This window comes from Actinotignum urematis (assembly GCF_051264595.1).
Lineage (GTDB): Bacteria > Actinomycetota > Actinomycetes > Actinomycetales > Actinomycetaceae > Actinotignum > Actinotignum timonense_A.
The window spans coordinates 13,547-39,757 of the sequence record NZ_JBOZBG010000019.1 but is presented as its reverse complement, the minus strand read 5'-3'; the positions used below and the strand labels follow the sequence as shown (position 1 = coordinate 39,757).

The window sequence follows — 26,211 nt, the reverse complement described above, 5'->3', positions numbered from 1 at the left end:
CCCCCCCGAGCCGGCGAACGCTAGCGCGAACTAACGGGCCGGTACGGAAGCACATCCCCAAAGGAAGGTTTCTGCCGGCCCGTTAGTGCGCCCGAGATAGTTACGCCAGAATCGGCGAAGCCAGGTCGATAAACATCGCTTCGAGGGCGAGCTGCGGAGCAACATTCGCGGCCAGCCGGCGCCGCGCCTGCGCCACCGCGTCCATGCGCGCCACCGAGAGCTCCGGGGTGGAGGCCGCCGCGGCCGCGATAATCTGCGTTTCGAAATCGGCGTTAATAAGTTCGACGCCGGCATCGACCTGCACCGCCAGCACATCACGATAGAGCGCCAGCACATCAAGCATGGCCCGATCCAGGTAGTCGCGGTCCTCCCGCACCGCCCGCTTTTTCCGCTGTTCCTCAAAAGCGCGTATCTGGGCGCGTTGCGAAGCCGAACCGCTCTCCCGCTCCCCCAACCCAATACTGGCCCGGAATTCCGCGAGCTCGGTATCGGTTTCGGTATCAGCTGCCACCTTCGTGCCCTTTTTCGCTCCGGTACCGGAGTGCGCGGATTTCGACGCGGTATTTTTCGACGCCGCACCCGCGCTTGCCGGATAGTGATCGAGGAGATGCTGCGCGGCGAGCACCGCGTCGGCGGTCCCGCTCAGATCAAGAGTTTCCCGTAGCAGCGCGGCGCGTTCCGCCGCGACCTGCGGATCACGAAGTAGAGCGCGAGCCCGGCCAATATGGCATTGCGCAATACGGGCGGTCGCGCGGGCCGTACGCTCACCAACCTCGAATTCGCCGGCCAGGAGCTGGGCGACCGCTTCCACGCTCGGAACCTGGAGGGCCACGTGGCGGCACCGGGATCGAATCGTGGGGAGCATATCCTCCGGCGAAGCGGTAATCAGAATCCACACGGTATCGCGCGGGGGTTCCTCGATTGCTTTGAGGAGAACATTCGTGGTGCGTTCCAGCATGCGGTCCGCGTCTTCAATAATGATGATGCGGCGCCGACCCACCGAGGGGAACGTATAGGAAGATGCCACCAGCGAACGGGTTTCTTCCACCGAGATCGTCACCGAGCGCGGATCCATCCGGATCACATCGGGATGGGTGCCACCCAGCGTGGTGGTGCAGGCATGGCAGTGCCCGCAGCCGGGCACAGCTCCGGTGCATTGCACGGCAGCCGCGAAAGCGAGCGCGGCAACCGAGCGCCCCGAACCGGGCGGCCCGGTAACCAACCATGCTTGGGCCATTGCCGCGCTGCTAATATCCGCCGTCGTACTAGAAACCGGCGCAATACTAGAATCCGGCTCCGTTTCCACGGACGCTGCGGCGTTCGGACCGGTAGCACCCGCCGCGTCCATATCGGACGCAACCGCGGCCGGGCCGGGCAGCTCCGGGTCGCCGATCCGCGAGGCCCAGGCCGCCCGCTGCAAGAGCTCGGCAACCGGCTGCTGGCCGATAAGCGCGTCGAAAACGCTCATGATGCGTCTCCTGCGGCTTGCTGACACGCACCGCGGCCCTCAACGGCTTCCATGCTTTCCATGCTTGCCAGATTTTCCAGGCCTGCCAGCAGAGTTTCCACCCGCGCAATAATCTGAGCGGCCAACTCGGCAACAGTCTCGCGCGCATTGAGCACCAGGTAGCGCTGCGGATTATCCGCCGCGAGCGCGAGGAAATTTTCACGCACCGCCCGGTGGAACTCCCGGCCTTCCGCCTCGATACGGTCGTAGTGGCCGTCATCCGCGCGCGCTAAGCCTTCGTTTTCCGGGATGTCGAGGAGCACGGTGAGGTCCGGCCAGAGTTCTTCGGTGGCCCACTCGGATATCGCCCGGATTCCCGCGCCGAGCTCACGCGCCCCGCCCTGGTAGGCCAGGGACGAATCAATATAGCGATCCGAGAGCACGACCGCCCCGGCCTCCAGACCCGGGCGAATAACGGAAGCGACGTGCTGGGCGCGATCCGCGGCGTAGAGGAGCGCCTCGGCGCGCGGGCTGACGGCGCCCCCGTGCAAAAGCAACTCCCGAATCTGGGTACCGAGCATGGTCCCCCCGGGCTCCCGGGTCTGCACAACCGTATACCCGCGCTCGGAAAGCGCCGCAGCAAGCAGCTGCAACTGGGTTGTTTTCCCAGCTCCATCCCCACCTTCAAAGGTAATGAACACCCCGCGCATTTATGCCTTCTCGGTGGTCGATTCGGTAGCGGACTTCTTCGCGGCCGGCTTCTTCGCGGTGGTCTTATTCGCAGCCGGTTTCTTCGAGGTGGTCGTCTTGGCAGTCGAAGTTTTCGCGGAGGTCTTTTTCGCCGTCGTTTTCTTCGCGCTTGAGCTTGCGGACGCGGTCTTCTTCGCCGTGGTACGCCGTTTCACCGGGCCCTTCGCGCGCCGATCCGCGAGCAGTTCGTAAGCGCGCTCGGGGGTAATATCCTCCACGGTATCGCCCTTGCGCAGCGACGCATTCGTTTTCCCGTCCGTCACGTACGGCCCGAAACGGCCCTCTTTGAGCACCACCGGCGCTTCGGTCACCGGATCGGTTCCCAGCTCCTTGAGCGGGGGCTTAGCAGTGGCCTGCCCGCGGCGCCGCTTGGGCTGGGCCAGCAAGGCCTGCGCCTCCTCCAGGGTGATCGTGAAAATCTGCTCCTCGGTTTCCAGCGAGCGCGTATCTTTCCCGTGGGTAATATACGGGCCGTAACGCCCGTTCGTCGCGGTGATATCCACGCCATCCTCACCCTGCCCGATCACGCGGGGCAGATGCAGCAAACGCAGCGCCTCCTCCAGCGTGACAGTTTCCGGTTGCATGGATTTCAGCAGCGAGGCCGTGCGCGGCTTCGGTGCCTTTTTGGAGACTTTCCCGGTGGGAGTGAGCGCGACTTCACCCTCGCGAATAATTTCGGTGACGTAGGGCCCGAAACGCCCGGATTTTACGACGACGCGCCGCCCGGTTTCGGGGTCCTCGCCCAGCTCACGCCCATCGGAAGATGCCTTCTCCAGGATGTCGCGGGCGGCCTCCACCGTCATTTCGTCGGGGGCCATGCCGGCCGGCACCGAAGCACGTTTATCCGAGCCCTCTACTTCAAGATAGGGCCCGTATTTGCCGTTGCGCAGGGTGATTCCCTCCCCGATCGGGGTGGAATTAATAGCGCGCGCATCAATATCGCCGAGGGATTCCACCCGGCCTTCCAGGCCCGGCTTATCGCCATCTCCCCGCCAGAATTTCGACAGGTAGGTGACCCGATCCCCACTGCCCTCCGCAATACGGTCGAGATCGGTTTCCATCTGGGCGGTGAAATCGTAATCCACCAGGTCGGGGAGGTTTTCTTCCAGGAGGCGCACCACGGAGAAAGCCGTCCAGGTAGGGACGAGCGCCTGGCCGCGATGCTCCACGTATCCACGGTCGGTAATGGTGGAGATCGTGGAAGCGTAGGTCGAGGGACGCCCGATACCCAGTTCTTCCATTTTCTTCACCAACGATGCTTCGGTGTAGCGCGGCGGGGGAAGAGTTTCGTGGCCGGTGGCCTGCGGGGCGCTGACCGGCAGCGCTTCCCCTTCTTTTACGTCCGGGAGCCGGGCGGCATCGGTAGCTTCGTAGCGATTGGCATCCCGGCCTTCTTCGTACGCGGCCAGGAACCCGGGGAAGGTAATCACCGTTCCGGATGCGGAGAAGGTGGCGGTTTGGGCTCCGGCCGCCCCGCTCACCGGCACATCAATTTTTAGCGAAACCGTTTGCCCGCGTGCATCTTCCATCTGAGAAGCAACCGTGCGCTTCCAAATGAGTTCGTAGAGGCGGAAATCCGCGCCGGACAGTTCCCCGGCCACCATCTGCGGGGTGCGGAAATGATCCCCGGCCGGGCGGATAGCTTCGTGAGCTTCCTGCGCGCCTTTCGCTTTCTTACCGTAGAAACGCGGCTTTTCCGGCAGGCTGACCTGCCCGTACAATTCCTTGATTTGGCTGCGGGCCGCGCTGATGGCCTGCGCGGACAGGTTCGTGGAATCGGTACGCATATAGGTGATATAGCCCGATTCGTACAGCGACTGGGCGATGCGCATTGTTTGACGCGAGGAGAGACGCAGCTTACGCCCGGCTTCCTGCTGCAAGGTTGAGGTGGTGAAGGGTGCGGCAGGGCGACGGCGATACGGCTTTTCTTCCCGGGTGCGTACCGTGCCCCTCGCGCCTTCGAGTGTTTCCGCCAGCTCACCGGCCAGCTCGGCGTTCAGAGCACGGACGCCTTCTTTAGTGGCCTTGGCGGAGAGGGCGCCGTCGTCGCCAAAATCTTTACCGGAAGCAATTCGCGCGCCGTCAAGGGAATGGAGGGCTGCTTCGAATTGTTCGGACGTGCCGAAAGTGGCGGTCACGTCCCAATACGAGGCGGAAACGAAAGCCATGCGTTCGCGTTCGCGTTGCACAACCAGGCGAGTGGTGGCGGATTGGACGCGGCCGGCGGAAAGTCCCGCGGCGACCTTGCGCCACAGCAACGGCGAGACTTCGTAGCCGACCAGGCGGTCAAGAATACGGCGTGATTCCTGGGCGTCCACCAGCTGGGTATCGAGCGCGCGAGGTGTTTCCAAGGCGCGGGAGATCGCCTCAGGAGTGATTTCGTGGAAGACCATCCGCGAAGTGGGAACTTTCGGCTTGAGCACCTCGTAAAGATGCCAGGCGATTGCTTCCCCCTCGCGATCCTCATCGGTTGCCAGGAAGAGTTCGTCGGCGTTCTTCAAAGCTTTCTTCAGCTCGGCAACCGTTTTGTTCTTCCCGGCAGAAATAACGTAGTAGGGCGCGAAATCACCGTCCACATCAACAGCGAAGCGCCCGTAGGGGCCCTTCTTCATACTGTCAGGGAGCTCCGAGGGCTGGGGCAGGTCTCGAATGTGCCCCACGGACGCCAGCACCTCGAAATCTTCGCCTAGGTACCTGCCGATCGTGCGCGCCTTGGCGGGAGACTCCACGATAACCAGCTTCGTCACAACTGCATCCCTCACTACTCACGGCGTGACAAGGTCACGCCTCCAACACATATTTTGTGCCCTGTTGTCACACGGTAGCACGCCCACGCCGAAAACCGGCGCTCGTGACGGGTACTCTTTACGGGTATTCTTTGCGGGTACTCGTTACAGGTACTCGTGACGGGCGCTCTATTGTTAATCGTCTAGCTCCCGGTTCCTGTTCCCATTCCGCTTCCTTCGGTCAAGAGCCCGGTGGCGATCAGCTCGCGCACCGTCTCGAGCAGGCGGGCTTGGACCGCCGCGCTATCTTCTCCGTAAATCTGCGCAATCGCCTGGCATAAGGCCCCCACGCTCAACTCGCCATCGCAGGCACCCACGAAAGCCGCGACTTGGGAATCGGCCGGGAGGGTCTGCTGGAATCCGCCCGTGTGCGCGAGAACAATACGCAGCGGATCGGCCGCCCCCGGGTCATAAAAACGATGCTCGATCACTTCGGTGCGGGTGAGGTGGCGCTGCGCTAGATCCTCATCGGGGGCGGCCACCAGGTGCCGGTTATTCCAAACCCGCTGAATATGCTGGCGAATATCACCCTGGGGACGGCCGGGTATTTCCTCGGTGCGGATCATGGGTTCGCGGGAGGCAGCCGGACGGGAGAGAATCCCGTAGCCCAGGCTGATGGCGCGTATCCCGCGCGCGGCAAAATCATCAAGCCAGGTACGGTAGGCCTCCTCGTATCCGGCATCGCGCGGGCGCAGGCCACCATCCCGGAGCCACATTTCCACGTAGTGGGCCGGATCGACGTCATCGCGCGCAATGAACCAGGCATCGAGGCCCGCCACCCGGGCCCACACCTGCGGGTGGGTATCCCAGGAGCAGCCGTCTTCCACTTCCCAATTCCCCAAAATATAGGCGGTGCCGGTATCCGTGAGGTGGTTGGGAAGCGCGGAGATGAGTTCGGAGAGGAGCATATCCCCACCGAAGCCACCGTCGCGATACTCGAAATCGACTTTTTGCCGGACACTTGCGGGGGTGATAACGAAGGGAGGATTGGACACGATGGTGTCGAAACGCCCTTCCACCGGATCGAAAAGGGAACCTTGGAGCAGCTCCACCCGCACGGCCGCGAGCGCGATATTGAGGGAGGCGAATTGCAAAGCTCGCGCTGAAATATCGGTGGCGACCACCTCGCAGCCGTGCAACGCGGCGCTAATGGCATGGATCCCGCAGCCGGTTCCCACATCCAGAACCCGTCCCCCGGTATAGGTGACGATATTCGCGAGGGTGCGGGTGGCCCCACCCACCGGCATAACGTGGTGGGCTCCGGGTACCCGGCCGGCCAGTTCCCCGAAATCGGAGGCGATCAGCACTTCGGTACGGGTGATCCGGCGGGTGCCCTTGCGGGTAATGTCGAGCGGAACGGGAACCACTTGGAAACGGGCCCGGTATCCCGCATTGCCGATAACAAGCAGCGCGTCGCGCGTGACCCGGTCACCGAAAGTGGCAGGAAAAGCGCCCTCGAGTTCCTCGGCGCTCAACGTGTCTCCAAGGATAAGGAGGCGAACCTGGCAGGCCAGGATCTCCGCTTCGGTATGCGGGGCGGTGGCCTGGTGGCACGCTTTTTCGCATACGAGGAGCGCGGGAATGCGCTGCTCGCGGCGCATGGCGGCAGTGGCTTCCGGGCCGAGCAGGGTGGATATATGTGCGGTGGTATAACCTGTGAGATCTTGACGTAACGTGGTGGCGAGGCGCTCGGGGGCGCCCGGGACAAAGAGCTCCATGCCATAACAGTAAACTGCCCGGCCGTGTTGAGGAAAGCCCCGGGCGCAGAAGCGGGAGCTGGCTGTACGGCTAGCGCGCTGGTCTTTGGTTTCCGGCGCCATGGCCTTCGGTGCTTTGGACCGCAGCTCTTGAGACCGCATTGCTTTGGCCCGCAACGCTTCGACTTCCAGCGTTACGACCTCGAGCTCTTTGGCCTTCAGCGCTCCATCGGGCACACTACACATATGCGCCTCCTTTCCCTTCTTGAAGAATCCGCCACCGCGGGACAGTTGGTAGCGCTGCGCAAACAAGACGCCCGCCCCGCGCGGGTGGCCGGGTGGCCCGCGTGGGTCAACCCGCAGGTCAAGGACGCCTGCGCTAGCCACGGCGTCCCGCACCTGTGGGAGCACCAAGTCCGCGCCGCGAACCTCATTCACGCGGGTACCCACACAGTGGTGGCGACCGGGACCGGTTCGGGTAAATCTTTGGCGGCGTGGGTGCCCGCGCTCACCGAGATGCTGAGCCCGCGTGGCTCGGGTAGTTTGGCGCGGGTGAGCGCCCCACCAACCGTGCTGTATCTTTCCCCGACCAAAGCTCTGGCGGCGGACCAATACACTTCGCTGCGGGCCCTGGCCCGGGATGTGGACTCCCGAATCACGGTGGCTACCGCGGACGGGGATGCTGACCCGGAGGAGAAAACTTTCGCGCGCGACCACGCCGATATTGTGCTGACCAACCCTGATTTCGTGCATCACGCGATGTTGCCTCAGAAAGACCGGTGGCAGCGGATATGGCGTGGGCTGCGGATGATCGTCGTCGACGAATTTCATTCGTATAAGGGTCTGTTCGGGGCGCATGTGGGCCATGTGGTGCGCCGGATTTTGCGTATCGCGGCGCTGTACGGCGCCCACCCCACCGTTGTTTTCCTGTCGGCAACCGCCGGCGCACCGCAGGAAACCGCCACCAGATTTATCGGAACAGCTTTCGGCACCGTCGAAGCGGTCACGGATGATGCCTCGCCGCGCGGCGAACGTACCGTTGCCTTGTGGCAGTGTTCTCCTATCGACGACGACGCGACCGGCCACGTTCCTCCCGGGGAAGAACCGGGAGCCGCGGAGGATACCGCGCGCCGTTCGGCCATGGTAGAGGCGGCTGATCTCACCGCTCGCTTCGTAGCCGAAGGCGCGCGCGTCCTCACCTTTGTGCGTTCGCGGGCCGGAACCGAACGGGTTGCCGAGCTGACCCAGGAGTTTTTGCGCGAGGAGCACAATCCGCTTGCCAAGGCTGTGGCGGCTTATCGCGGCGGGTATCTTCCTGAGGAGCGCCGCGATCTGGAGCAGCGGCTGCGCTCGGGGGATCTGCGAGCCGTGGCAACAACGAATGCCCTGGAATTGGGGATTGATATTTCCGGGCTGGACGCGGTTATTCTCACCGGGTGGCCGGGCACCACCGCCTCTTTTAACCAGCAGGCGGGGCGTGCCGGGCGGGCGGGTAGTTCCGGTTTGGCCGTCTTTATTGGAACCTCGAATCCGCTGGACCAGTATCTTCTGGCCCATCCGGATACGATCCTGAGCGCAGGTGCGGAAGCCAGCGTTTTCGATCCGCTCAATCCGAATGTGTTGACCGGGCAGCTGTGTGCGGCCGCGGCCGAACGTCCCCTCACCGCGGCAGATGCCGCAATTTTCGGGCTTCCTGACACCTCGCTTTTCGACGAGCTGAGCGAGCAGGGGCTCTTGCGGCGCCGCCCCGGCGGGTGGTTCTGGGGGCATGCGGGGATTAGCGCCCATGATCTGGTGGACCTGCGCGGCGAGGCAAGCACCGTATCCATTGTTGATGAGGAAGATGGAACCATCTTGGGGACGGTGGATGCCGCGCGGGCGGATACCACCGTGTACCCGGGTGCTATCTACGTGCATCAGGGTGTTCCTTTCGATGTGCTGACGTGTGATGGCGACGAGGCGATTGTGCGGCATCGGTTGAAGGATGATCTGCGGACTTTTGCCTCGGAAGAGACAACCGTGAAGATCCTCCGTACGCGCGCCAGTACCGCAACCCGGTTTGGGACCTGGACCTGGGGTGATGTGGAAGTATTCAACCGGGTTATCGGATACCACCTGCGCCGAGCCCGCGATGGCATGTACCTCGGGTTTCACCCCATTACTCCGCGCGAGCGCAGCATGGAAACGTGCGGGACCTGGTGGACGATGTCATCGCAGGATTTGGAGGCGCTCGGTATCCCTGCCGCGGATGTTCCCGGGGCCCTGCATGCCGCCGAGCATGCGGCCATCGGGATGCTTCCCCTCTTCGCGATCTGCGATCGGTGGGATGTGGGAGGGCTATCTACCGCGTACCACTTGGATACCGGGGCGGCTACCGTGATTGTCCACGATGCTGCTGCCGGTGGTTCGGGCTGTGCCGAACGGGGGTATCGGGCCGGCCGGGAGTGGATCCGCGCCACCCGCGATGCCGTGGCCGGCTGCCCGTGCCAGAGCGGGTGCCCGCGCTGCGTCCAGTCGCCGAAGTGCGGTAATAACAATGATCCGCTGTGGAAAGAGGGCGCGGTGCTGGTACTCAGCGCTTTGAGCTGCGCGCTTGATGAGTTGGAGACCGCTGAACTGGAATCGTGACCCCGATCAATGGGCCCGGCCCGCGATGTCATCCGGACCGTTACCGGCACCGCGCGGGCGCGGGTGCGTACCCGAATCGAAAATATTTCTTCAGCTTCGCTGCATTCTTCGACGACGGCGCCGCTGCGCTGCGCGCTGCGTTCGCTCTTGGTGCAGGCGTCGGCCAGCGACCAGCCCTGGTTGATCACCCGCTCCGCGGTTTGCACAGCGATGACGTCAGCCGTGGCACGGGCCTCCATTCGCGCGATCACCACGGTGACCGCGGTGAGCACTGCCCCGGTCAGGACAAGCACCAGGGCTATCACCCCAATCGCGAGCACCGTTCCTGCTCCCCGCTCGCAGGCTCGAAGTGGATCCCGGGGCCGGGCGGGGCGCGGCTTCCAGTGCCGGACGCGCAGTGGCTCCCAATGCCGGGCACTGGGCGGTTCCCGGCGCCGGACTCGGCTTTCCCTCCGGCATAGTAGATAGAGCCGATGCCATTCGCGCCAGCTATCCCGCCAGGAGGTACGCTGCTGCACGAGCGCAGTCCGCTGCCCAAGCACAGTTCGCTGCCCAAGCACGGGCGCGCCCCGGCTCCTCGCTGAGACCCTCATGTTCCGAGCACTCCGGGTTCCAGATCTACCGAGGTACTGGCTTCCATGGTGATACCCAGGGCCCGCAGCGGGCCGACTGCCTGGGCTCGCACCACCACGTTCACGTGGTCTTCCGCGCGTTGCAGGTGCAGCTTGGCGCGGGGCGGGAGTTCGCGAGCGCGCAATGCCTCCTCGCTTTCCCCGCGTGCGGCAAGAACCGCAATATCGTGGGACGCGCCGCGTAAGGAGATGTATTGGGCGCCGGCGCTCAGCGCCCCGAGTGCGAGCAGCACAATAATGAGCACGCTAACAATCCCGAGCGCCACTTCCACGGTGACCATGCCCGCTTCCCGGTTCTCCACGCCGTAGGGCCGGCGCAAAATACGCGAAAGCTTGCGCGAGCGGATCTCGCGGCGGCGGCAGGCACAGGGAATTGCTATATGCCCGCGCGCCTCAATAACCTCGTGACATTGGGCACACAGGCGCCGGCGTTCCCGGGACCGGTGGGCCCGCTGGCCGGGCAGGCCGGCGAGCAGGGCTCCCTCGCCGTCCGTGCCCCGCGGGAGAGAAGGAAACTCCTGGCATTGCTCAGGGGATTGCTTGGGTATCATGACGGGTCTTTCTCTTTCTCGGGAGCCGCGAGCACCCCACCGGCACCGGCGGGGCACCCGGGGCTTATATGGGTCAGGCGATATTGAGTCCGCGCCGGAAAATCCCGGCGATGAGTTCACGCATCCAGTCCTGCTGGGAGAGCCAGTAGAGGATTCCAGCAATAGCGCAAGCGCCGAGGGTTCCCACGGCGTATTCGGTGGTGGTCATCCCCGCTTCCGGGTGGCATTTCCCCTCGAGGAAGGTACCGCCCGGATGCGCGGGGAGAGCTGGTCGAACGGGGCTGAGTGCTGTGGTCATGATGCTTCCTTTCTTATCTGTAACAAACTGTGTCGTGATTATTGGCGGGTGGTGCCGGACCTTGCTACCCGCCGCTCAGAGGCTGGGCTGCGGGCTGCTCGGAACGTGCTCGGTCCGGCTCTGTCAGTCTCCCGCGCCTTGCACCCTCCCGCATCCGACCCCTCGTCATCTGTGGATAACCATCCCGTTTCGCTTACCTGGGGATAAAAGTGAATAAAGCAGGGTTCGGCAGGATAGGCCGGTGCCGCCCGGTTACGTTCGCCCGGATTTAGTGGAAAAGACCGGTGGCGGCGCCAGCTACCGCCGGAACGATTCCGACGAGGATAAATGCCGGTAGGAAACACACCCCTAAAGGCACGACGAGGCTATTGCCGAGTTCGGCCGCCGCCCGGCGTGCTTCTCTAGAACGACGACGCCGGTAGCTGCGGGCTGCCGTGCCAAGCAGGGCGAGCGGGGCTACCCCGTTTTCCCAGGCTGGCTGGAGGGCCTCCCGCAGCAGGTGGGCGCGTGGATGTATTCCCTCCCATGCTTCGGCCCAAGGTGCGCCCAGCAGAAGGAGCTGCGCCGTCGTACCGATATCGAGGTGAGCATGTTCTTCGGCGACGGCGAAAGATACCGCTTCCAGTGCGGCGGGCAGGGAAGCCCCGGAGGAGAGCGCCACCCGCGCGAGGTCGGCGAGGAACGCCGGATCGGAGGGAGGTAGGCGCCGCCCGGTTTGGTGCGCCGTTCCCGGCAGATAAGAGCCATCCTGCCGGCGCGCACTTCGCCTGGTGGCGGGCCTCCACGTCCAAGCGAGCAGAAGGACCAGGAGGCACAGGGCTAGCCCCATTGTTCGGCTTTCCGTACGAGGCGGCGCATCCAGAGGATCCCGGCCACTTCGCAGATGAGCGCGAGGGCAAGGCAGCACCGCCCGATGAGGGTGCCAACAAGGAAAGTCACGGGATTACCTCCGAAAAATGAGCCGAGGAGCATGCCGAATAGCGGCATGGCGGCCAGCATTTTCACGGCCGAACGCGGTCCGGCCAGGGCGATGCGGCGCTCCCCGAGCGCATCGCTGGATTCGGAGAGCGCTGCCGCGCAGCTCTCGAGGATGCGGGCGGCCGAGGCACCGGTGTGGTGGGTAAGGCGGCATACCGCGATAAGTGCGGGAATGCCGAGGAGGCCCCGGGCGCGGCGCGGATTGCGGGGCGCGCGCTCCCATAGTTCCCGCAGGAGTACGGGGACTCCTACGTCGTCGATCTGGCCAGCGGGGTCGCGCTTGGGTTCGCTCCCGAGCCCCCTCCTAGAATCGCCCGCGCCACCGCCCGTGCCCCCGAGTGCCGCACTTTCTCTATGCGGCTGGAAACGGGCGAGTGCGGCGAGCCAGGCGCGGCGGTGATCGGCACCCGAATCAATGCGGGCCGCAACTTCCACGGCGAGCAGGCCGGCGTCGAAACTAGGCGGGGAAGCGCGCATTTTTCTGCGGAGCACCCCGCGCCCGGGCGGTGTGCTGCCCGGCGAGCGCATCAAGCGACGTGGCGTATCGTGGGCACGACTCCCCGGCCGGCTTGTATGAGCTCGGCGCCGGGGCCGGCCCGCATGGGTTCGGTTCCCCGACCGGCCCGCGTACGCGTATACGCTCAGCAGAATTCCGAGAATAACCAGAATTACCATGTTCCCTCCAGCCCTAGTCGCGGGCCCAGGGTGGCCCACCCGGGGCCAGCACGGATGGTGCCGTCGGCACTGATAGTCAACGCATCCGGAGCCTCAAGCTCGCCATTGCGGCTGTGGAGGATAGCCACGTGGGTGATGCGCCGGGTCGGCCCGTGGCGCTCGATGGAAATAATGGCGTCGAGGGCCGCGACCGCTTGAGCGGCAACCACCGCGGCAGACATTCCGGCCAGTGCCCCGAGGGCCACAAGCCGGGCGGGAACATCGCGTGCCGAATTGGCGTGAATGGTGGCCCATCCGCCTTCGTGTCCGGTATTGAGGGCCGTGAGGACCTCGCGCACTTCTTCACCGCGGCACTCCCCCACCACTATTCGATCCGGGCGCATCCGCAAAGCGGCCCGCACCAATTGGCTCATGGTGATTTCGCCGTGGCCTTCCACATTGGGGCGCCGGATTTGCAGGTGCAGCACATGCGGGTGCGCGGGGCGTAACTCCGCGGCTTCCTCAATAATAATGAGGCGTTCGGTGGCCGGTACGCAGCTGAGCAGGGATGCCAATAATGTGGTTTTCCCCGAGCCGGTAGCGCCCGCCACCATGACGTTGGCACGCCGCTCCACCAGGGCCGTCAATACCGGGGTGAGGGCGGCAGGAAACGTGCCGGCAGCCTCGAGCTCGGCGAGCGTGAAGGTGCGGGCCCGTTGGGTACGCAGTGAGATAGCAGCACCTTCTGCGGCCAGTGGGGCGAGGACCGCGTGCAAGCGCGTTCCATTGGAGAAGGTGCCGTCGGCGATAGGAGCGGCGTCGTCCAAACGTTGGCCGGCGCTGGCAGCTAAACGCACCGCGAGTGCGCGCACCTCCCCCGCGTCGGAAAGTAGGGCGCTCAAGGCTTCGTCGCGTTCCAGTCCGGTTCCGCGATCCAGCCATACCCCGGTGCCACCGTTGATTAAAATATCGGTGACGGTGGGGTCCTCAATCACGCGCCGCAGGTGCGGGCCCCAGCCGCGGGCCACCGCGTTAATATCGCGGGCCGCTCCCAGCACATGTTTGATTTCTATCGCGTGGGGCGCCACCGCGTAGAGCACTCCGGGCACGCTGACGCCGCGGGCTAATTCCCGGCGGGTACGGGCCAGGTCACCGCGGTTGCGGGCCACACCCCCGCGGTTGCGTATCTCATCCGCGCGGGCACCGGCCAGTTTTCCGCGGGCACCGGCTAAAACCCCGCGGGCCCGAAGCACACCTAATTCGCGCGGGCTATCCATATATCCACCCCTTACCCGCCTGCCAGTACCGCATCGAGATGCGCGGCGAGCTGCGTGATATCACGCGCCGCAACGGAGCGGCGCTGCTCACCCACCGCAACGCCGTGGGAGAGGTCCTCATCCATTCCGCGCAGGCGCCGCACCGGGAACACCTCCTGGCCAATATCCACACCGAAGGCCTGCGCCTCGACTTTGTGGGAGCATCGCGCCGCGATGACCACGGGCGTGTTCTCCCCCAGGTCGCGCAGGATTCTGGGGATGGCCTGAGCATCGCGGTCGGTTACCCCAGTCACGAGGACCACCGCATCGCACCAGGCCCGCCAGCTGGCCGGCCCGGTGCCCGGCAGCAAGGAGCTGCGCGGAAGATCCACATAGGTGGTGTCGTTCGCTTGGGAGAGCGCGTCAATGGCGTGCGGCACCGACTCTCCGTTCGGTGGCGCTCCGCCGCGAACGTCCGCGCTCAGCAAGCTCAGCTGCCCGCGCGAGGGCAGGGCCGCCCGGAGCCGCTGCGGGATCAGCGTGCCCTCCGCCTGGGCAATATCCGCCCAGCGCACCCCGCGTTTGTCCCGGAAACCCATGAGAATTTCAAGCCCGGCCGAAAGCGGATCCGCATCCACCACGGCGGTACGCGTGATACTCAGCGAGGCTAGCCAGGCCGTGATCATCGATACCCCGAGTCCGCCGCGCACCCCGGCAAGCCCGATAATGCGCCCGCGCCGAGTTTGCCCAGCCGCCAGTACGAGCTCGAGAAGATCTTCGGCTTGGCGCGGGAGTTCCAGGACCACCGATCCGCGCGGAAAATAGCTGGCCAGCACCGGGTGGAAACGCGCGCGAACCGTGGGCAGGGCCGCCGGAAGTTCCTCCAATTCGAGCACGGCCGGCGGCGCAGCTACCTTCGGTGAGCCGCGCGCCACCTGTATTCCGGCCAGCTCCGTGACCGCCTCCACCTCCCGCACAACTTCCTCATGCTCGCAGATAAGGGAGACGAGCTCGCGCGGGACCGCGGAGATGAGGGGCGCGGGCGAAGCACCACCGGAAACAGAAGCCCCGCCGGAAAAAGAAGCCCCGCCCGAAACAGCAGCGCCGGACGACTTTCCGGCGGCGGCACCGGAGGCAGCGCCAGCAGCCGAAACACCAGGGGATAAAACACGAGAAGAAGTCATACCCCGAGCTTGCCGCGCCTCGCACACCTCCGCAGCCGGGTTGTGCGCCGCTGTGGATAACCCCTACACGAGCGGTTCTGTGGATACGTGCGCCCGATCTACATCACACCACCGGCTTACCGTCACACCACCGGCTTACGTCACACCATCCACCCCGGCGGGCACCACACCACCCACTTTGTGACACGCCGCCCGCTTTATGGCACACCGCCGAAATTCTCCACATCCGCGTGATTTCTGGCATATCTTTGAGAAAGAACTATCAAGGGAGGACCCATGTCTACGCCAAATGACCCGTACACTACCGCGTCGCGCCGGCCACTAGATGATGACGATATTCTCGAGCCCATTGCCGAGGACCATCTCGCGGACCAAGAAACCGCCTACCTCCCCACCACCCAACCTCCCGCTCCCGCCCCCGTTTTTTCGAACGACGACGCCGCTCCGTTCCCGCCGGCTCACCCCGCTGCGGACGTTGCTAGCGAGCCCGCCCCTTTGAGTGATTCCGCGCCCGTGGTTGCCGCCACGAAGGAACCCGAAGGCGAAGTCGCGGACCAGCCTGAAGCCGCTGGCCAACCCGAAACCGCGGGCCAGCCCGAGGGCGCCACCACCGAAACAGAGCAGCCCGCCTCGACTCAGCCCGCTCCGGAAGAAGCCGAAGCCGCGCAGCCCACCAGCGAGGAACCCGCCGAAACCACCGCTTTCGCGGAGGCAACTACTCCCGCCGAAACCACGCCTCTTCCGGAGCCCACCGAAGCCACGCTTCCTGCTGAAGCCACCTCGGCTGAGCCTTCCGAGCCCGCCACGCCAGCGGCACTCGCACCGGAGGAAGCCAGCCCGGAGCCAGCCGCGCCGCGGCGTCGTTCCGTATCTGAATCACTGGCCGCCGGAGCTTTCGATGATGGCTACCAGGCGGAAAGCTCCGCCCCGGACCGCGAATACGCGAACCTGGCACAGGCAGCCGGGGTGACCGCAACCGTTCCCGCAGCGTCCGCCGGCCCGGAAACCGGCACCACCACGGACACTGATCCCTACGCCTCCGCCGGTGCCGATCCCTACGCCACCACAAACACGGACCCGTACGCCTCCGGGGAAGCGACCGCAACCGCGCTCTACCCGCCGGCCGGCGAGTTCGGCGACCCCGGCGCGGAACCGGCAGCGGCACCTACCGCCGCCCACGCCGCGGGCTTCGACGCCCCCGTCTTCCCGGCCGTGCGCGAGGAAAGCTTGGAAGACCAGCGCACCTGGGCGGATATCGCCGAAGTGGAGCCGATTCCGGATGCCCCCAAGGGCCGGGTGTGGACCCATATCTGGGTCGCGGCGGTCACGCTCCTGCTGCTCCCACTGACCTGGTATCTCATCTCGGACGCGGTGGCACGCCTGCACCTGGCTCGCCCGATCGCCCTGGAAACCGCCCCGGTTAATGTGGCGGCACTCATCGAAATGGCCGGAGGCGTCGCGCTGCTCGTGGTTATTGCGCTGCTCGCGGGGCTGTCCTCCCTGGGCGCACAGCTGTGGGGCTGTCTCCTGGTAGTTGCTGGTCTCGCAGGGCTCGTACTTCCCGGATATGCGCTGCGCGGGGTGCACTGGCTGGATTCGCTTATCGGCGGATTCAAGCCGATCACGGATAATATCGTGCACCACTTCGCTTACGACCTTGCGTTCGGTGGGTTTATGCTGCTGGGTGCGGTGCTGGCGGCCATCGGATTCGCGGCGCACTGGGCGCGGTCCCGCGGTTCGCGGCGCGCCCGCGCTTTCACGGTGCGTGAATACCGCCTCCCCGAAGACGAAGCATAAAAAGCCGGGGCCGCGAAAAGCCCGCGCGCAGAAAACCGCACCTAGAAAAACCGGAGCGTAACAAGGTACCGTATGAGCTCACTTCCCGCCGATAATTCCTGCGTATGGATCCCCGGACCGTGGGAGCATCGCCTCGTGACGGCGAACGGTGCGCAATTCCACCTGGCCTATGCCGGGAGCCACTCGACCCGCACCCCGCTGGTGCTATTCGTGCACAGCTACCCGGAGTACTGGTACGCCTGGCGCCACCAGATCGAGCCGGTGGCGCAGGCCGGTTACGAAGTCGCGGCCGTGGATCTGCGGGGCGTGGGCGGCAGTGATAAAACGCCGTCGGTGCAATCGGGGCCCGAACTGGCCCAGGACCTTATTTCGCTGACCGAATCCCTGGGGGCGAGCTCGGCGGTAATCGTGGCCGCCGGCTCCAATGCCGTGCTCGGGTGGGCGGCGGCGGCCATGGCCCCCGATATTATTACCGGGCTCGTGACGGTAGCCAGCCCGCACCCGCTCGGGCTGCGGCATTTCGGACGCGGGATTCGCCCGCGCGGCCTGCTCGGTTTACTCACCTCACGGCTGGGGAATCGTTCCCCGCGTGCACTCGGGGATACGCGAAATATGCGCCGGCTGCTCCTGGAATGGTCCGCCCCGCACAGCCACGGCGCCGCGGACGAAGCCGAACAGTACGCCGCTGCCATGCGGCTCCCGGAGGCCGCGGCGAGCGCCGTCGAACAACTGCGCTGGACCGCAACCTGGCGGCGCCGCCCCTCCGGCAAAGCCTGGCGCGATATCCTCTCCACTCCCGTGGATGTGCCGGTGTGGGCGGTGCGCGGCCTGGCCGACCGCATGATTAATGAGCGGGCCTGGGCTGATGATCGGTCCTTCGCCACCGGCTCCTACCGGCTCATTGCCGTGCCGGGCGCCGGGCATTTCATCCCGGAAGAATCCCCGCGCGAATTCACTAATATCGTGCTGGATTTCCTTTCCCAACTCGAGCGCTCGGCCCGGGTATGAGACATTTTCCGTGAATAATGGCAAAATGTGACATGAGACTACTTCAGGAATATTCTGAGTACATCGGAGGAAGGCTAGAGATGGATACCAGCGTTTTACGAACCGTGCCCCTTTTCAAGGACATGGATGAGGAAAGTCTCGCCGCTCTCGGCGCGATGATGAGCGATACGTCCCTCAAGCGGGGCGAATCCCTTTTCCACGAAGGCGACCAGGGTGATCGCCTTTACATCGTCACCGACGGCAAGGTGAAGCTCAGTCACACGTCCGACGACGGGCGCGAAAATCTGCTCGCCGTTCTCGGACCCGGGGAAATCATCGGTGAACTTTCGCTCTTTGACCTGGGGGCTCGTTCCTCCACCGTCACCGCTATTGCGCCGACGCATCTGCTTTCCCTCGCGCATCGCGATATGAAGAATTTTATCGAGGAGCACCCCGCGCTGGCCATGTCGATGCTCCGTGAAATGGCGCGTCGCCTGCGCAATACCAATGAGAATCTTGCCGACCTGGTGTTCTCGGACGTTCCCGGCCGCGTGGCGAAGGCGCTGCTCGACCTGGCCAATCGTTTCGGCGAGCGCACCCCCGAAGGCGTGTACGTGGCGCACGACCTCACGCAGGAAGAGCTCGCGCACCTCGTGGGTGCCTCGCGTGAAACGGTCAATAAGTCTCTGGCTGATTTTGTTTCCCGCGGGTGGATTCGGCTCGAAGGTCGCGCCGTGCTGCTCCTGGAGATTGGCCGCTTGCAGCGCCGCGCCCACTAGTCTCTACGTTTTATACTCACGTTTAACGCGTGACGCGGGTGGCTGGGCCCTGTCCAGGGTTCCGACCGCCCGCGTTCGCGTGCCTTCCGGGCCCGTTTCCTTACGGTTTGGTACGACGGCGCAGCTGGGGCGACGCCGCAGCCGCGTTTCCGTGCCGTTCCGCGCATTGCAGCGCAGTGCTTTTAGTACGACGGCGCAGCTATCGGCCATCATGAACCTCAACAATCACACCAGCACCTGGGGAGGGGGGCATGTGTTGTCGGAGCTGTACTTCGCATGTACAACATCTGCAGTACACCCCGGAAAAACACCCAGCCCCGCCTCCGCAGACCGGAAAAGCTGAGCGCCGAAGGAATGCCACAGGATGCAAATTGGTAACCATCACGGTCGCGTAGTGCAAGCCCAGAGCAGAAATCAGGCCAAAATGGTGCGTGGATTTGCACCCTGTTGCAGGCCCACTGTTGAGCCTTCGCACGCAACCAAAACCCGCTTCTTTACCGGGCGGCGGGAGTGTTGGGCTAATAGACAAATGGTGGGTCTTATACCCGGACTTTTCCTTGCCATACCAATGAAAAGTTGACCTTATTGAGCTCACGCACCCCAATGGACTTGCTTCCTTGACATTCATGGCGTGACATGCGTTGACGGATAACTCTTTGCATCCATGCTGCCGCGCACCACAGCCACAAGGTGGGCAGAGCACGCAGTGTGCGTTCCGGGCCGCGTAGACGCCACAGTGCACGTTAAAGGCACGAAAACGGTCGTGAACGGTGCCCTCCCTCGCACTTCGTTTGCCAACCCTGTTCATACGGTTCCGGGCCAGATCCAGGCCCCGCCCGCACTCGCGGGCCTGCAGCCTCTGTTTCCTCGCGTCCTGGTACGACGGCGCAGCTAGGGCGACGGCGCTACTCTAGCAGCCACACACAATACAATATCTACCCCCCTAGACTTGAATTAGTCGAGAGGGGTAGACTACGCTTATGAAGCGCAGAGATTTACTCAACGAGCTACGAAAGGTAGCGAAAGCCAAAGGCGAGGAACTAATCCTCACCGAAGGAGGGAACCACACCCGGGCACAGATCGGGGACTGGGTCGAACCAATTCCCCGCCATCGTGAAATTTCCGAAAGGCTCGCTCGTAAGATTCTCGAAAGGAGCAAGAAGTGACAACAATAGATACCACGGTTACCCGTGACGGAAATTGGTGGGTCGCCGAATTTACCCTTAACGGAAAAGAATACGGCACGCAGGCGCGCCGCCTTGATCAGATCGAAGAAATGGTTAAGGATGCCGCTGCGCTTATTACGGGAGATTCTCTCGATAGTTTCGCCGTTAACGTCACCGTTGACACGCCTGAATTCGCGGAGGATATTAAAAAATATAAGGAGGCTTCGCTCCGTTTGGTTCAGGCGGAACACGAAACTCGAGACGCTTCTCGGCTTGCGGTTGCCCGGTTACGGGATGCAGGTTTTTCTCTTCGTGACATTGGTGTAGTTATGGGGATTTCATACCAACGCGTAGCTCAACTCTGCGCATAGCCATCATTCGAAACAAGGATTGGAAAACACGGGACGCCTCCCACCCGGCCATCCTGAGGTCGCTCTTCCAGGTAAGCCCGGATAATCGCTCTTGTGACGGGGATTCTCCGGATCGCTTCGCGGTGAGCGTCACCGAGGTATGAGAAAATCCCGCGTCACAGGCGGACCTATGACGCGGGACATCACATGGTCGGGGTAGCGGGATTTGAACCCACGGCCTCTTCGTCCCGAACGAAGCGCGCTACCAAGCTGCGCCATACCCCGTACTTTGGCAACTCAATAATAATAGCCCTCCGCAGCGGAAAAAGCTAAATCCGATCTAGTGATCTGGCGTACAACCAGGCAAGTGCGCTATGCGCCTCGCAGGTCAGCGGGGCACCTTCCCCGCGGGAACTTCCCCGCAGCCCAGCCCAGCACCTCCCCGATCAGCACGCTCACTCCGCGCCACCGCGCACCCGCAGCACAATCGCTTCGGGTGGCCGGAGGAACCTGACCGGCGTATACGGCGACGTCCCCAGGCCCGCAGACACATTCACCGCCATGCCACCACGCAGCACGCGCACGCCGTCGCCGCGCAGGGGCAGGCGCTCCTCGGCCCGGTCGCCTCCCGCACCCGCGCCACCCGCACCCGGCCCAGTACCGACCTCATCACCACAAGGCCAATCGAAAAGCCCGGAATCGTAGCGCAACGGGAGATCACAATTCGTGGTCAAAGCGCCGAATCCGGGCACCGCCAACTGCCCTCCGTGGGTGTGGCCGGCCAGCGTCAGAGCTGCGCCGTCGTTCATTAAGACGTTGAGAGCGGCGCAATACGGTGCGTGAACGACGCCGAGACGCAGATACCCACGCCCAGCGTTCATGCGCGGCGCGCGGCCCGTGTTCGCGCTTTCACCCCGAGCCGCGGCACCTTCCGCGGTATCGGTAACCTCGCCGGGCCGCGGCATCCGGGCCCGGCCGATATGGGGGTCGTCCATGCCGACTGCGTCGATGTCCCAGGCCGCCGCGCGCAGCCGCGCCCGCCGATTATTGAGATCGATCCAGCCGAAAGCTTCCAGCCCGGCGGTCATTTCCTCCCAGGGCAAATCCGGTTCGTCCTTCTCGGCGAGCGGCGGGAAGAGCCCCTGCGCCACGTAGCGCAAGGGATTCTTGAGCACCGGCGCGAAATAATCATTCGAGCCGTACACGAAAAGCCCCGGAATATCAGCGAGCGGCGCCAGCGCCTCAAGGAGAGGGCCGACGGCGCGCGCTTCGGACAGATGGTCGCCCGTCAGGACTACGAGATCCGGGCGGCAGCGCTCGGCCAGGTCGCTCAAGAATTGCCGCTTGGCTCGGTGGCGGCGCAGCAGGTGCATATCCGAGAGGTGGAGAATGCGCAGCTCACCGGCCGTGCTCGCAACTTGCGGCAGCACCAGCACCCGCTCGCGCAGAGTGTAGCGGTGTGCTTCGTGCAGCGCCCAGCCCAGGCACCCGGCCCCCGCTGCCACGCCGGCACCCAGGGCCTTGAGCGCGGTGCGCGGGACTCGGTGCTTATCAGCTTCGCTCACGGTATCCGCCTTCCTTTTCGCGCGTCCTACGGTTTCTGGAATGCCACCGGCCCTGATGACCCGGCCCGCCTAGCACACCCGGCCAGAGTTTCGCACCGCGCAGCCCGGGCCGCGCAGCCCGGGCCGCGCAGCATCGGCTACTCTTCCACAACCTCGACTTCTTCGTATTCTTCGTTGCTCTCGCCTTCGTGAACGGACTCGGGCGGAACCGCGCCCTGCTCCCCCGGCGCGGGTTGCGCAGGGGCCGGTGCAGGCGTGGGTGATGGCGACGGCGTGGCCGGCTCCCGCATGGCGGGTGCCGGGCGCCGCATCGGGGTGGTGGGCTGCGGGAACGGCACGGCCGGCTGACCGGCCAAAGCGGCGTTCATATAATCGGAGAACATCATGGCGGGGAATAGCCCGCCGTAGACTTCCGAGTGCCATTGGCCCTTAATAACGGCGTCGAACATAGAAATATTGCCTTCCATGTGACCCTGCCAGGTCACAGTGGCAAGCTGCGGGGTGTAACCCATAAACCACGCGTGCCAGTCCTTATCGGAGGTACCGGTTTTCCCGGCCACCTGGCGCCCGCGCAGCGCCGCTTTCTCACCGGTCGCCCCGGGTTCTACCACGTGCTGAAGCACCGCGTTTGTTTTGCGCGCGGTTTCCTTGGAAATAGCCTGCTGGCACTGCGGTTTACGTTCGGAAATAACCGTACCGTCATGCTCCTCGATGGAGGTATAAGACATCGGATCGCAGCGAATACCATCATTGGCGAGGGTGGCACCGGCCGTCGCCATAGAGAGCGGGGTGACGTTATTCGTACCCAGAATCATCGGGGGAACAATAGTAAAGGGCTCGTGATCCCCGCGTTCCACGCCCATGGCCTGGGCTTTATTCGCGATCTGGCACAGATCCAGCTTCTGGGCCATATGCGCGAAAGTCCCGTTGGTGGACATACGGGTACCTTCCAGCACCGTGCGCGGGCGGTTGGACTGCCCGAGGTTCCCCACCGGCCAGGGTTCACCCGCCAGATTCGTGCAGGAAGCCTGGAATGAGCTCTGCGGCAGCAAGCCTTCGCTACTATCCACCACGTCATAGGCACTACGCCCAGAATCCAGCCATTCCACCAGGGTAAATATCTTGAATGTTGATCCGGACTGGAAGCCGGCACCGCCACCCATATCCTGCGGGGCCGTGACATTCACCTGCGTCATGCGGGTATCCGTGTCATTCGGAACCCCGAAGCGGGTATTTTGCACCATCGAAACAATATGCCCGCTCCCCGGCTCCACGGACACCAGCGCGGCATCAATTCCGGAGGCATCATCCACGGGCTGGTGCGTGACCACCGAGTCATACGCCTGCTGCTGGCGCGCCGAATCCAGGGTGGTGCGGATGACTTTGCCGCCGCGGTAGAGCTGGCGGGTACGCTCGGCGCGGGTGGCACCCAACGCCTTGTCATTGAGCAAATCCTTGACCACGTACTCGCAGAAGTAGGCGCTAATACCCGCCGAACCGCAGCCGGCCGATTGCTCGGAAACGTGCATATACGATTCAATCGGAGTGGCCTGAGCTTCCTTCATTTCCGCTTCGGTAATAAAACCGGAACGGTACATTTCGCCCAACACCACATTGCGGCGCTCGGTATTCGCTTCCGGATGGCGCACCGGATCCCACTGGGCCGGATTCTGGGTGATCCCGGCCATCGTGGCCGCTTCCACCACCGTCAAATCCTTCGCGGACTTGGAGAAATAGCGCTGCGCGGCAGTTTCCACCCCGTATTGCGAGGGGCCGAATTGCGCAAGATTGAGATAGCCGGTGAGAATCTCATCTTTCGTCATCGTTTTTTCGACGGCGATAGCGTAACGAGCTTCGTTGATTTTACGCGCGATAGTCTGTTCGGTAGCCCGCTTGATTTTCTCATTATCATCAGCGATACGCCCCTCTTCCAGGAGCGCATTTTTCACGTACTGCTGGGTGATAGACGAACCACCCGAAAGCCCGCCCGAGGTGAGATTGGAGACCAACGCGCTGACGGTGCCCTGCACGTCAATGCCGTGGTGCTCGTAAAAACGCCGATCCTCAATTGCGACGACGGCGTTTTTCATATGCTGCGAGATCTGATCGGAGCGCACGTTGATCCGGTTTTCAATATAGAACCGGGCCAGCACCGATCCGTCTTTGGCCAGCAGGACCGTCTGCTCCGAAGGTTCGGTAAAGCCTAAGTCCTCCGGCACGTCGTCGAAAATACCGGTCACCGCACTCGCCGTAGTCCCCATCGTCATAACGAAAGGCAGCGCAATCCCGGCCATGAGGGCACCTCCGCCGCACAGAGCCAGGATCAGCGCCAGCACGAACGTTCCAATTTGGCGTCCGGTCGCTTGTTTTTTCGGGCTAGAACTCGACATACCCCTAAGAATACTGACCCGGCGCAGCGAAAGAAACGAGACATACGCTTCCCCGGGGTTCCCCGCGCTTCCCCAGCGCTTACCCAGGCTCCGCCCCTCCATAAGGCGGACCAAAGTAGCGCACGTCATAAAACGCTAATACTATGATCGTAAAACAGTAAAGAACTGCACCGTTAAACACCACCACGCCGGAGTGAGGGGGATAGATGACCACAACACTAGCCCTGTATCCGCACTGGGCAGATGCCGCCGCCTGCACCGATATCGATCCCGATTCGCTTTTCGTGCGCGGCGCCGCCCAGCGCCAGGCCCGCTCGATTTGTTTTCGCTGCCCGGTGCGCCTGCACTGCCTGGCTGATTCGCTGGACGCGGAAATGATGTTCGGGGTGTGGGGCGGGATGACGGAACGTGAACGCCGCGCCCTGCTGCGCCACCACCCGGAGGAACGCAATTGGAGGCGTCGCATTTTTGAGGGGCGCGACCCCCTAGCCCGCTCCCTGCGCGAGGGGGAGGGCTAAGCACGCCCACCGGAAATTTAGCCCGCGGGCAGCTGGCTGCGCCGTCGTTCCACCAGAGACGCCGCAACTTCGCGCAGCCGTAACCTTCGCGCTAACCTATGACCAGGCGCGGTATTCCGCGCGCTCACACTCAACGATTCCGCGAGAGGCCTACGCATGGACACTATCAGCACCCGTTTGACCAGCCTGGGTATCACCCTTCCCCCGGTTGCCGCTCCTGTTGCAGCTTATATTCCCGCCAAGCGGCACGGGGATACGGTGCGAACCTCCGGGCAGCTGCCTTTTGTGGACGGGCAACTGCCGGCCACCGGGAAACTCGGCGCGGAAATCACCGCGGAGGACGGCTATTCTTACGCGCGTATCGCCGGGATTAACGCCCTCGCGGCGGCCGCGGAAGTTGCGGGCGGCGTCGATCATATCCGCGGTATTTCGCACGTCACCGTTTTCGTGGCGTCCGACCCGAGTTTTACCGCGCAACCCCAGGTCGCGAACGGTGCCAGCGAACTTTTCGGGGAGATTTTTGGCGGCGACGGCGCACATACGCGCTCAGCCGTCGGCGTGAGCGTGCTCCCGCTGGACGCCCCCGTCGAGGTCGAAATCGAAGTGCTGCTGCGCTAAAACACTAGGCCGTGAGCTCCTGGCGCGGCTGAGCCTCCAGGAATTCGCGTACCTCAGCGCTGGGGATCTCGCGCGCGTAACTGCCGCCCGCGAAGGTTTCCATCGCGCCAATGCCGCGCTGGAAAACAAAACGAATGGCTCCGCCCAGCGATTTTTTATCGTGGCCCATGGCACGCATAATATCCGCCACGCTCGCCCCGGCGGGTAGCTCGGTGGGCAGGCCGATGGCGCGCAGCAGGGTATCCACCCGCTGGGCGTCCTCCGCGGTGAGGTAGCCGTAGCGCAGCCCGAGCCGGCATTGCAGATTCAGCCCAATCGCTACGCATTCCCCGTGCGGGAGAGCGTAATCCAGCGCGGCCTCCAGGGCCCGCCCGATGGTGTGGCCGAGGTTGAGGGCCATGCGGCGGTTGCCTTCGTGCACATCGGATTGCACCACCTCCACCTTGATTTCCGCATTGCGGCGGGCGATATAGCCGCTGAGTTCGGTATCGCCCACCATCTCCCGCACACCCCGACCGCGCTGCACGAAGTGTTCTTCCAGGGTCTCGAAGAAGTTGTGGTCGGCCAGGCAGGCGTGCTTGACGGTTTCGCCCATGCCGTCGCGCAGTTGTGAGTCGGTGAGCGTTGCCCAGCGCGCCACGTCGATGAGGACGGCGCGCGGCTGGTGGAATGCCCCGATGAGGTTGGTGGCGGCCGGGGTATCCACCGCGGTTTTACCTCCGATGGCGGCATCCGCCGCGCCCACGAGCGTCGTCGTCATGGTGATATACGGGACGCCGCGGGTGAAGGTAGCGGCCACGAAACCGGCCAGGTCGGAGACCACCCCGCCGCCCAGGGCCACCACCACGGTGTCGCGGTTGAAGCCGGCGGCGAGCATGGCGTCTTCCAGCTGTTCTTTGGTGGCGCGGGTTTTGTTTTCTTCCCCGGCCGGGAAAACGAAGAGCTGCGGGGAGCGGGATTGCGCGCTCTGCGATTGCGCGGCGCCGCTGAGCACCTCCATGACCTGCGCGCCAATGAGTTCATTGACGGTGCTATCGGTAATAACCGCCACCCGGGAGCGGCCTAGCCCGGCCGCTTCCAGCACGCCGGGTAGCTCGCCGGCCAGATCGGTGCCGATAAGCAGCGGGTACGACTCATCAACGGTGCGAGTCAATTCAACATTGAGGCGGGTAACCACGTG

The 26,211-nt window shown here is 64.0% G+C and carries 20 protein-coding genes, 1 tRNA gene and 1 pseudogene; 7 read left to right on the top strand and 15 right to left on the bottom strand.

Features of this window, described 5'->3' with window-relative positions; all coding sequences use genetic code 11:
- Positions 1-100 precede the first annotated feature (100 nt).
- The 4 genes from ACRQDJ_RS07990 to ACRQDJ_RS07975 all read right to left on the bottom strand — a co-directional run bounded on the left by ACRQDJ_RS07990 (position 101) and on the right by ACRQDJ_RS07975 (position 6,701).
- Positions 101-1,468 (bottom strand): DNA polymerase III subunit delta', encoded by a 1,368-nt coding sequence (locus ACRQDJ_RS07990; protein WP_284903588.1) that lies wholly within the window; start codon positions 1,466-1,468, stop codon positions 101-103.
- The gene (tmk, locus tag ACRQDJ_RS07985) at positions 1,465-2,157 is read right to left on the bottom strand and encodes a dTMP kinase (protein ID WP_284903586.1); all 693 of its coding nucleotides are present in this window, start codon (positions 2,155-2,157) and stop codon (positions 1,465-1,467) included. Before tmk ends, ACRQDJ_RS07990 begins: the two co-directional genes overlap by 4 nt.
- A complete protein-coding gene (gene topA, locus ACRQDJ_RS07980) occupies positions 2,158-4,944 on the bottom strand; it encodes a type I DNA topoisomerase (RefSeq protein WP_284904921.1) in 2,787 nt (928 codons plus the stop codon).
- Positions 4,945-5,126: 182 nt separating this feature from the next.
- Positions 5,127-6,701 (bottom strand): methyltransferase, encoded by a 1,575-nt coding sequence (locus tag ACRQDJ_RS07975; protein ID WP_435717980.1) that lies wholly within the window; start codon positions 6,699-6,701, stop codon positions 5,127-5,129.
- Positions 6,702-6,926: 225 nt separating this feature from the next.
- On the opposite strand from ACRQDJ_RS07975, the gene ACRQDJ_RS07970 reads away from it, so the two are divergent.
- Complete coding sequence (locus ACRQDJ_RS07970; RefSeq protein WP_284904900.1) at positions 6,927-9,308, top strand: DEAD/DEAH box helicase; 2,382 nt, start codon at positions 6,927-6,929, stop codon at positions 9,306-9,308.
- 23 nt (positions 9,309-9,331) lie between these two features.
- Here the strand turns inward: ACRQDJ_RS07970 and ACRQDJ_RS07965 are convergent.
- The 7 genes and pseudogenes from ACRQDJ_RS07965 to ACRQDJ_RS07935 all read right to left on the bottom strand — a co-directional run.
- Positions 9,332-9,901 (bottom strand): annotated as a pseudogene (locus ACRQDJ_RS07965) (Rv3654c family TadE-like protein); the annotation flags it as partial.
- Positions 9,898-10,491 carry a TadE family type IV pilus minor pilin gene (locus ACRQDJ_RS07960; RefSeq protein ID WP_284904899.1) on the bottom strand — a complete coding sequence of 198 codons (594 nt, stop codon included), beginning with the start codon at positions 10,489-10,491 and terminating at the stop codon, positions 9,898-9,900. The gene ACRQDJ_RS07960 and the pseudogene ACRQDJ_RS07965, both read right to left, overlap by 4 nt.
- A 73-nt stretch (positions 10,492-10,564) precedes the next feature.
- Entirely contained in the window at positions 10,565-10,789 is a 225-nt protein-coding gene (locus tag ACRQDJ_RS07955; protein ID WP_284904898.1) for a DUF4244 domain-containing protein, read from the bottom strand.
- 268 nt (positions 10,790-11,057) lie between these two features.
- Positions 11,058-11,618, bottom strand: coding sequence for a type II secretion system F family protein (locus tag ACRQDJ_RS07950; protein WP_435717979.1), 561 nt, complete (start codon positions 11,616-11,618; stop codon positions 11,058-11,060).
- On the bottom strand, positions 11,609-12,244 hold the full coding sequence (locus ACRQDJ_RS07945) for a type II secretion system F family protein (protein ID WP_087070296.1): 636 nt from the start codon (positions 12,242-12,244) through the stop codon (positions 11,609-11,611). Before ACRQDJ_RS07945 ends, ACRQDJ_RS07950 begins: the two co-directional genes overlap by 10 nt.
- A 191-nt stretch (positions 12,245-12,435) precedes the next feature.
- The gene (locus ACRQDJ_RS07940; protein WP_234984451.1) at positions 12,436-13,698 is read right to left on the bottom strand and encodes a TadA family conjugal transfer-associated ATPase; all 1,263 of its coding nucleotides are present in this window, start codon (positions 13,696-13,698) and stop codon (positions 12,436-12,438) included.
- A gap of 11 nt (positions 13,699-13,709) precedes the next feature.
- Entirely contained in the window at positions 13,710-14,861 is a 1,152-nt protein-coding gene (locus ACRQDJ_RS07935) for a CpaE-like family protein (protein WP_435717978.1), read from the bottom strand.
- 276 nt (positions 14,862-15,137) lie between these two features.
- Here ACRQDJ_RS07935 and ACRQDJ_RS07930 point away from each other — a divergent pair, with 276 nt between their 5' ends.
- From ACRQDJ_RS07930 to ACRQDJ_RS07915, 4 genes are all read left to right on the top strand, one after another.
- The gene (locus ACRQDJ_RS07930; protein ID WP_087070294.1) at positions 15,138-16,658 is read left to right on the top strand and encodes a hypothetical protein; all 1,521 of its coding nucleotides are present in this window, start codon (positions 15,138-15,140) and stop codon (positions 16,656-16,658) included.
- A 72-nt stretch (positions 16,659-16,730) separates the two neighbouring features.
- Positions 16,731-17,666: an alpha/beta fold hydrolase gene (locus ACRQDJ_RS07925; protein WP_087070293.1), complete on the top strand. Its 936-nt coding sequence runs from the start codon at positions 16,731-16,733 to the stop codon at positions 17,664-17,666.
- 80 nt (positions 17,667-17,746) lie between these two features.
- Entirely contained in the window at positions 17,747-18,424 is a 678-nt protein-coding gene (locus ACRQDJ_RS07920; protein ID WP_026429058.1) for a Crp/Fnr family transcriptional regulator, read from the top strand.
- A 1,162-nt stretch (positions 18,425-19,586) separates the two neighbouring features.
- Entirely contained in the window at positions 19,587-19,961 is a 375-nt protein-coding gene (locus ACRQDJ_RS07915) for a hypothetical protein (RefSeq protein ID WP_087070292.1), read from the top strand.
- A gap of 187 nt (positions 19,962-20,148) precedes the next feature.
- Here the strand turns inward: ACRQDJ_RS07915 and ACRQDJ_RS07910 are convergent.
- From ACRQDJ_RS07910 to ACRQDJ_RS07900, 3 genes are all read right to left on the bottom strand, one after another.
- A tRNA-Pro gene (locus tag ACRQDJ_RS07910) sits at positions 20,149-20,225 on the bottom strand.
- 170 nt (positions 20,226-20,395) lie between these two features.
- Positions 20,396-21,505: a metallophosphoesterase gene (locus ACRQDJ_RS07905; RefSeq protein WP_200807167.1), complete on the bottom strand. Its 1,110-nt coding sequence runs from the start codon at positions 21,503-21,505 to the stop codon at positions 20,396-20,398.
- A 137-nt stretch (positions 21,506-21,642) separates the two neighbouring features.
- The gene (locus ACRQDJ_RS07900) at positions 21,643-23,895 is read right to left on the bottom strand and encodes a transglycosylase domain-containing protein (protein WP_234984450.1); all 2,253 of its coding nucleotides are present in this window, start codon (positions 23,893-23,895) and stop codon (positions 21,643-21,645) included.
- A 206-nt stretch (positions 23,896-24,101) separates the two neighbouring features.
- On the opposite strand from ACRQDJ_RS07900, the gene ACRQDJ_RS07895 reads away from it, so the two are divergent.
- Together ACRQDJ_RS07895 and ACRQDJ_RS07890 are read left to right on the top strand one after the other, a co-directional pair.
- Positions 24,102-24,413, top strand: coding sequence for a WhiB family transcriptional regulator (locus tag ACRQDJ_RS07895; RefSeq protein WP_087070290.1), 312 nt, complete (start codon positions 24,102-24,104; stop codon positions 24,411-24,413).
- A 156-nt stretch (positions 24,414-24,569) separates the two neighbouring features.
- Positions 24,570-25,031, top strand: coding sequence for a RidA family protein (locus ACRQDJ_RS07890; protein ID WP_087070289.1), 462 nt, complete (start codon positions 24,570-24,572; stop codon positions 25,029-25,031).
- 4 nt (positions 25,032-25,035) lie between these two features.
- On the opposite strand, the gene aroB is transcribed toward ACRQDJ_RS07890, so the two are convergent.
- Entirely contained in the window at positions 25,036-26,208 is a 1,173-nt protein-coding gene (gene aroB, locus ACRQDJ_RS07885) for a 3-dehydroquinate synthase (RefSeq protein WP_284904889.1), read from the bottom strand.
- Positions 26,209-26,211 lie beyond the last annotated feature (3 nt).